Origin of the sequence: Streptococcus pseudopneumoniae (assembly GCF_001072315.1) — a bacterium.
Lineage (GTDB): Bacteria > Bacillota > Bacilli > Lactobacillales > Streptococcaceae > Streptococcus > Streptococcus pseudopneumoniae_R.
In genome coordinates, this window is the sequence record NZ_JVLI01000058.1 from 41,988 (window position 1) to 49,608 (window position 7,621).

General features: G+C 36.9%; 6 protein-coding genes and 1 tRNA gene. 2 read left to right on the forward strand and 5 right to left on the reverse strand.

Annotation, left to right across the window (positions count from 1 at the left end):
- Nucleotides 1–213: 213 nt before the first annotated feature.
- From ADH54_RS02275 to ADH54_RS02290, 4 genes are read right to left on the reverse strand one after another with little or no spacing between them, the layout of a single operon-like run.
- The gene (locus ADH54_RS02275; RefSeq protein WP_049523889.1) at nucleotides 214–1,047 is read right to left on the reverse strand and encodes a carbohydrate ABC transporter permease; all 834 of its coding nucleotides are present in this window, start codon (nucleotides 1,045–1,047) and stop codon (nucleotides 214–216) included.
- A 16-nt stretch (nucleotides 1,048–1,063) separates the two neighbouring features.
- Nucleotides 1,064–1,936: a carbohydrate ABC transporter permease gene (locus ADH54_RS02280; RefSeq protein WP_001007715.1), complete on the reverse strand. Its 873-nt coding sequence runs from the start codon at nucleotides 1,934–1,936 to the stop codon at nucleotides 1,064–1,066.
- An 18-nt stretch (nucleotides 1,937–1,954) separates the two neighbouring features.
- The gene (locus ADH54_RS02285; RefSeq protein ID WP_049523890.1) at nucleotides 1,955–3,205 is read right to left on the reverse strand and encodes an extracellular solute-binding protein; all 1,251 of its coding nucleotides are present in this window, start codon (nucleotides 3,203–3,205) and stop codon (nucleotides 1,955–1,957) included.
- Between the two features lie 34 nt (nucleotides 3,206–3,239).
- The gene (locus ADH54_RS02290; protein WP_049523891.1) at nucleotides 3,240–5,402 is read right to left on the reverse strand and encodes an alpha-galactosidase; all 2,163 of its coding nucleotides are present in this window, start codon (nucleotides 5,400–5,402) and stop codon (nucleotides 3,240–3,242) included.
- Between the two features lie 107 nt (nucleotides 5,403–5,509).
- Between ADH54_RS02290 and ADH54_RS02295 the strand changes: the two genes are divergently transcribed.
- Nucleotides 5,510–6,370, forward strand: a complete 861-nt coding sequence (locus tag ADH54_RS02295; RefSeq protein ID WP_049523892.1) for an AraC family transcriptional regulator — start codon at nucleotides 5,510–5,512, stop codon at nucleotides 6,368–6,370.
- Nucleotides 6,367–7,302: a bifunctional biotin--[acetyl-CoA-carboxylase] ligase/biotin operon repressor BirA gene (gene birA, locus ADH54_RS02300; protein ID WP_049523893.1), complete on the forward strand. Its 936-nt coding sequence runs from the start codon at nucleotides 6,367–6,369 to the stop codon at nucleotides 7,300–7,302. The genes ADH54_RS02295 and birA overlap by 4 nt, the downstream gene beginning before the upstream one ends.
- Nucleotides 7,303–7,465: 163 nt before the next feature.
- Here birA and ADH54_RS02305 read toward each other — a convergent pair.
- Nucleotides 7,466–7,553 (reverse strand) — tRNA-Ser (locus ADH54_RS02305).
- Nucleotides 7,554–7,621: the final 68 nt, after the last annotated feature.

Below are 7,621 nucleotides of genomic sequence, written 5' to 3' on the forward strand. Positions count from 1 at the left end.
ATATGACTTGGCTTTTATGAGTTTATGTATTTTAAGAATTGCTTCATAGGGTACGATTGAAATCAACAAGCTGAATCGTCCCTTCGTATACGGAATTGAACACGGGACTAATTTCTTAGGAAAAAAGATAAATCTTCTTGTGTGCAAGCACACTACGTCAATTTCCTATTTTTCTACAGAAATTTTCAGCAAGCTGAATCGTCCCTTTGTATCTTATTTCACTGCTCCATTGCTCATTCCTGAAATAATATGTTTTTGGAAGATGAGGTAGACGACAGTAATTGTTACAATTCCCACAATATAGGATGCAAAACTTGGCCCATAGTCATTAAAATACTGACCTTGGTAGTTGTACTGGAAGAGAGGCAAAGTCCACATCTTGGAATCCTTATTCAAAATCAACAATGGCAACATAAAGTCATTCCAGAACCATAATGCATTGATAATCAAGGTTGTAGCATGCATAGGCTTCAGCATTGGAAAGATAATTCGACGGTAAGTTGTAAATCGATCAGCCCCATCAATTTCTGCAGCTTCATCTAAACTATCTGGTACACTGATTTTAATATAACCAACATACAAGAAGAGGGTCTGTGGAATTGCATAAGTTAGATAAAGTAGTACCAACCCCCACATATTTGCCAGGCCGAGTTTGCTCATCATAACTGTGATAGGAATCATAATCACCTGAAATGGAACAAATATCCCTAAAATCAAGAGCGAATACATAATTGCAAAGGCTTTTTTCTTGGACATATTTCGAGCAATGGAATAGGCTGCAGCTGGTATAAAGAAGGCTACTACCATCAATGATAACACCGTAATAACAGCTGAATTCCAGAAATAGCCTCCAATCCCATCCGAAACCAATCGTTCATAGTTGCTTAATGTAAAAGGATTGGGCAAACTAAAGAAATGATTCATGATATCCTTGGTTGTTTTGAAGGAACTAAATACTGTTACCAATAAAGGAACAAGTATGAGAATACCACCTACTATCAAGAGGACATACTTCCAAAACTGATTCAATTTTTCTTCTTTTTTCATGTGTAGGACTCCTCTATTAGATTTCAAATTTCTTTGATAGTTTGATTTGGATAAGAGAAACAATTCCAATAATTAAGAATAAAATCAAGGCAATTGCATTCGCATATCCATATTGATTACTCTTGAAGGCATAGTTATAGACTAAAAGACCAAGAGACGTTGTAGCATTATTAGGACCACCACTCGTCAAGGCAAAAATTTGATCAAAGGCAGTCAAACCGGACTTAAGAGCTAGGATAAAAACCATAGAAATCGTTGGCAACAAATATGGTAATTCAATTTTCCAAAAAGTTTGTTTGCTTGTTGCACCATCAATTGATGCCGCCTCCAAAATATCACTTGGAATACTCTGAAGACCAGCAAGAAAGAGAATAATTGGCATTGCTACTCCTTGCCATAGAAGAACAAAAATAGTTGCCACTACCGCTCCGATTGGTGTTCCTAATAGACTTTCTTGTAAAAAACTAATCCCTAAAATTTTTCCAATCGTTGGAAGACCATAGTTGAAGAATTGTTTAAAAATCAAGGAAACTGTCAAACCAGACAAAACCGCTGGGAAAAAGAACCATGCTCTAAAGAAGGTCTGCCCTTTCATCTTAGAATTTAAGGCTCGAGCCACAACCATCCCAATTGTAATCTCTCCAATAATCAATGCCAGGGTTAAAATCAAAGTAAAAGCAATGGCTGTGAAGAATTTCCCATCAATCATCAGCAATTTGTAGTTATTCAGACCAACAAATTTATAATTATAGGTCAATCCAGTCCAGTTAGTCAAACTATAGAAAGCACCTTGTACCATAGGAAAGTAAAAGAAGATAGCTTGTAATGCAAGCGGGATGAGCAAAAAAGTCCAACCCCAGTATTTATTTAAAATTTTTCGAATAGCCATATCATCTTAACTCCTATTCTAGTCCAAATCTGCCTTCATTGGATTAAAGAAAGCATTGAGATTGTTTGCCATATTTTTCAGATTTTTATCCATCAAGTAACCTGCACTTAGATTAAAAAAATCTTCTTCAGAATTCCAATGTTGGCCCAACCAAACATAATGTTTATCCGTAAATGCTAGTTTAGAAATCTCTGCAAGTGCTGAATCTTCTTTTTCCTGTACACCTTTCACCGCAACTGGTGATCCATCCACATCATAATATGCTTGCATAGCTTTTGAACTAGTCATATAGCTGATAAATTCTTCGGTTTCTTTAGGATGTTTGGTAGTAGCTGAAGTTGATAATGCCATGTCCCCTGCACCAACAGTGACTTCTTTTCCTACTTCTTCTCCTGGGAAGGCAAACATCCCCACATCAAATTTTGGATCCTGTTGATTAATTGCCGCTAATGCCCATGATCCTTGTGGCATCATCAAGGATTTTTCATTCGAGAATGCTACCACCGCATCATTATAAGAGGCACCACGCCATCCATCTTGAGCATTATCCGCCAACAAATCTAGTCGTTCTGCATCTGCTTTTAAAATAGCATCATCTGCAGAAATAGCATTTGGTTTTGAAAAGCGAAGATAGTTATTAGCTGCGTCTCCACTGCCTGTAATGGTAATGAGAGAAAGTTGGTGATAACCGTTTAATGTCCATCCTTCATTGCCTGCAACTGCAAACGGAGAATTCCCACTATCTTTTATCTTTTTAACAATCTCTTGAAACTCTTTAAAAGTCTTGGGTTCCTCAAGTCCTAATTCTTTAAACTTTGTTTTATTGTAATAAATTCCATAAAGGTTAGCAGTTAAAGGCACACTATAAATCTTGTTATTGATTGCATACTTTTCTGCATAGTCATTCTTAATGTTCTCAAGATAAGATTTCCCCGTTATATCTGCAAAGTAACCTGCTTTTGCCCACTCCTGAAAATCCATATTTTGAGGATAGATATTAACAATATCTGGAACATCTCCTGATAAAATCCGAGTCTTTAGAACAATTCCAGCTGCCGGAACAGTCGTCAGTTTTACATCAATAGTAGGATGATCCTTTTCAAAATGATCCACAATTTTTTGCAAAGTATCCGCCATTTCGGTCTTCTGGTTAAAAAATTCAATCGTTACCTTTCCATCAGTCGATTGATTATTCTGACCACAAGCTGCTAGGCCTAGTAAACTAACCCCAGCTACTAAAAGAAAACCTGCTTTCTTATACCATTTCATTGGAAAGCCTCCTTTATAAAATTATACACCTTTATTATAGTCTTCTAAAAATATACTGTCTACTCAAAAAATCTCCTTGGGATAAGATAACAGTTAAGCCTGCATACATGAGTTCTGCACCTGAGTAAACTACTCCATTTTCCTGCAATTCATACAGTCCCTCTTCATCCAAATCTTTTAACTTTAAAGTTGTTTCCATGGTCTCTACAACTGACAAAACGCGAACGTAGGTTACAATCGTTTGATTTTTGTAATTAAATTGTACAGCTGCTTCATTGGATGCAGACTCGGGATTGATTAACCTATACTGTTGTCCTAACTGAACTACTGGTCGTAATTCTTTATACAAGTTCACCTGATTAGCAATCTCAGCTTTCTCTTCATCTGATAAACTTGTCAAATCAAGCTCATAACCCAAATTTCCCATCATTGCTACATGGCCACGTGTTTCTAACGGTGTCTTTCGTCTCATCTGATGATTCGGTACTGCTGACACATGAGCTCCCATAGAAATGGTTGGATAGAGATAGGATGAACCGTATTGAATTGGTAAACGTACAATAGCATCAGTATTATCACTAGCCCAGACTTGTGGAAAATAGCGCATCATACCCAGATCATTTCGTCCACCACCACCAGAGCAGGACTCAAAGAGAATATGGCTGTGCTTTTCTGTCAGATAAGAAACGAGTTCGTAAAGTCCCAACATGTACTGATGAGATTGCATCTGTGTTTCTAGATAAGTAAAGCCATTTCCTAGGTTAGTCATATTGCGGTTCATATCCCATTTGATGTAGTCAATCTCATGATAAGATAGGAGTTCATCTAAGACATTTTTCAAGTATTCTACTACCTGAGGATTGGCAAGATTAAGTACTAATTGATTTCTAGAATAAGTATGCTCATAGTCAGGAACCTGAATAGCCCAGTCAGGATGTTTACGATACAAATCACTATCTACAGAAATCATCTCAGGTTCTAACCAAAGCCCAAACTGCAAACCTCTTTCGTGGATAGCTGAAATCAGACTTTCTAGGCTTCCACCCAGCTTTTTCTCATTAACACTCCAGTCACCTAAAGCACGATTATCATCAAAGCGATTACCAAACCACCCATCATCTAATACAAAAAGTTCAATTCCAACTTTCTTAGCTTCATCTGCTAACTCTAACAGTTTTTCTCTCTGAAAGTCAAAGTAAGTAGCTTCCCAGTTATTGATTAGAATTGGACGTTCTTTTTTAGAAAATTTACTTGGAATAATGTGCTTCAGTACAAAATTCTGACTTTCATGACTAACACCAGTTAATCCCTTATCTGAATAGGTCATTAAAGCTACCGGTGTTTCAAAGTATTCCTCAGGGGCTAACTTCCAAGAAAAGTTTTCCGGATTAATTCCAATAGCCAGCCGAACTTCATTCAATTGATTCTTTTGAACAAAAGCTTCAAAGTTTCCACTATACATTAGTTGAATAGCAAACACATTCCCAGCATCCTCTGTGACCCCTTGATCACATAGTAGAAGAGCTGGTGTTTGAGCATGCCCAGAAGCTCCACGGTTCGAACTAATCGAAAAGATTCCTTGTTCTACCTGTTGACGTCTGACAGTCTTTTCACGAGCATAAGCACCCTGCAGAGTTACGATTTCGTAATCTGCAGCTGGAAAATCAGCCATAAAAGAAAAATCTTTATGGATAACAACTTCCTGGTTACTCTTATTCTCCAATTTACTGTAGCTAGCAATTGTCGCATTATTATCAAAAGCAGTATAATACAAATTCAGACTAAGTTGAGCCTTAGAATCTTCTAACATCAAGACAAGAGTCTCTGTATCGTCCATGCTATGTGGAGAAGGTAAGCCCTGTGGACCATTCTGACCTTTTAAAATCTTTGCTTCTACAAATCGAAAGTCTGTTACTTCAGTTGCATCATGCTGAACCTGTAAAGTTGGTTTTCTAAAGTCACCCAAACCATGTTGTCCAAAAATTTGACGTTGCGTATCTAAGCTAAAGGTTCGATTAGTAGCTGTTGGATTTCCTGAAAAAGCATGGTCTCGTTCATAAACACTATTGGAACCTTTATAGTTCTTAATAGTCTTTCCTAAATGTTTCAATAGTAAGTACCCATCACGATTTTCAATAATCAAACTTAAATTTTTACTCTCAACATAAAATAAATTATTCTCTATCCTAACTCCCATTTACTTCACCTCATCACTTTATTGATTCTATTTTATCAACTGAAATCGCTTTCCAAAATAGAAAAATGTCTCAAGAATATGGTAAAATGTTAGGTAGGAGGTAGCACATGCTAGTTTTTTCAGAATACCAGACTGGAACAATTGACCTTTCCTTAAGCTTTTATGGATATGAGGAATGCACGCCTAACTACTCTTTTGGTCCAGCCATTCGTGATACATACGTTCTACATTACATTAGTAAAGGACAAGGAAAATTTCATTACAAGGGTAAAATTGTTGATTTAAAAGAAGGAGATTTCTTTCTATTAAAACCAGAGGAACTAACCTTTTATCAAGCAGATAGTAAAGAACCTTGGGCCTACTACTGGTTAGGAATCACTGGAGGGAAAGCTCCTGACTATTTTGCTCTTTCTCAAATTTCTGATCAATCCTATCTCATCCAATCTGAAACTTGTCATACCCAGACTACTGCAAAACTCGTTTCCGACATTGTCCGCTTCGCTCAGATTACAAAATCCAATGAATTAGCTCAACTCCATATCATGGGACAACTCCATGAACTGATGTTTCATCTGGGAACTATAGCTCCCAATCAGAAAAAAAAGAATATTTCATCAACTTACCAACTCTATCTTGAATGCAAAAGATTAATTGATAGCCACTATCCTCAATCACTTACAATTCAAGATTTAGCAAAAGAACTATCCGTTCACAGAAGCTACTTATCAAGCGTATTCAAAGAATTTAATACCTTATCACCCAAAGAATACCTACTCTACGTTCGAATGCACCGAGCTAAACAACTTCTCGAAAATACCCAAGAGTCTATCAAAGTAATTGCATATTCGGTAGGCTTTTCAGATCCACTACATTTTTCTAAAGCTTATAAACAATACTTTAATCAGACTCCAAGTCAAACAAGAAAAGAATATTCTCAACACCAACTAGTGAGAAAGGAAACACTATGAAATCCTACCAAGCCGTCTACCAAATTCTAGCTAAAGAAACCGATTATATCAGCGGAGAAAAGATTGCAGAAAAACTATCACTGACTCGAACATCAATTTGGAAAGCCATCAGGCGGCTAGAACAAGAAGGCATTGAAATTGATAGTATCAAAAACAAAGGCTATAAACTGGTGAATGGAGACCTCATTCTTCCAGAGATTCTAGAAGAAAATCTTCCAATTAAAGTCAGCTTTAAACTCGAAACAAGATCAACACAACTCGATGCAAAAGAAGCAATTGATTTAGGGAATGAAGCAAACACACTCTATCTAGCTTCCTATCAAACAGCTGGACGAGGCCGTTTTCAACGTTCTTTCTACTCCCCACAAGGTGGCATTTATATGACACTCCATCTTAAACCAAATCTCCCCTACGACAAATTACCATCCTACACACTACTTGTAGCCGGAGCTATCTACAAAGCCATTAAGAACCTAACTTTAATAGATGTCGATATAAAATGGGTCAACGATATCTACCTAAACAATCATAAAATTGGAGGAATCTTCACTGAAGCAATGACCTCTGTAGAAACAAGCTTAGTCACAGATATCATTATTGGAGTAGGAATCAATTTTACTATTAAAGATTTCCCTCAAGAATTAAAAGAAAAAGCTGCTAGCTTATTTAAAACTACAGCTCCAATAACAAGGAATGAATTAATCATAGAAATCTGGCGTGCTTTCTTCGAAACACCAGCAGATGAGTTATTATACCTATATAAAAAACAGTCATTCGTTCTAGGAAAAGAAGTTACTTTCACACTAGGTCAAAAAGACTACAAAGGACTTGCTAAAGACATCACTGAAAGTGGAAAACTTTTAGTACAATGTGATAACGGAAAAGAAATCTGGCTAAATAGCGGAGAAATTTCTCTCAAGAGTTGGAAGTAATAATAAACTAGCACAACCATAAAATCGACAATATATAGTAGATTGAATCTGGAACAGTTCTTGTTTCCATCTACTATATAAAGATTTTAGCTTTTCTGCAGCCCACTACAGTTGACAAAGAACGCAAAAAACAAAAAAAGAGAGTTATAAACCCTCATTAAAACGGAGAATAAGGGATTCGAACCCTTGCGCCAGTTACCCGACCTAACGATTTAGCAAACCGTCCTCTTCAGCCTCTTGAGTAATTCTCCAATTAATGGGCACGAGTGGACTCGAACCACCGACCTCACGCTTATCAGGCGTGCGCTCTAACCACCTG

Excerpts from the sequence above, each read along its gene's own strand:
- ADH54_RS02280 (WP_001007715.1), bottom strand. The coding sequence starts at position 1,936 with ATGGCTATTCGAAAAATTTTAAATAAATACTGGGGTTGGACTTTTTTG.
- ADH54_RS02285 (WP_049523890.1), bottom strand. The coding sequence starts at position 3,205 with ATGAAATGGTATAAGAAAGCAGGTTTTCTTTTAGTAGCTGGGGTTAGT.
- birA (WP_049523893.1), top strand. The coding sequence starts at position 6,367 with ATGAAATCCTACCAAGCCGTCTACCAAATTCTAGCTAAAGAAACCGAT.
- ADH54_RS02290 (WP_049523891.1), bottom strand. The coding sequence starts at position 5,402 with ATGGGAGTTAGGATAGAGAATAATTTATTTTATGTTGAGAGTAAAAAT.
- ADH54_RS02295 (WP_049523892.1), top strand. The coding sequence starts at position 5,510 with ATGCTAGTTTTTTCAGAATACCAGACTGGAACAATTGACCTTTCCTTA.
- ADH54_RS02275 (WP_049523889.1), bottom strand. The coding sequence starts at position 1,047 with ATGAAAAAAGAAGAAAAATTGAATCAGTTTTGGAAGTATGTCCTCTTG.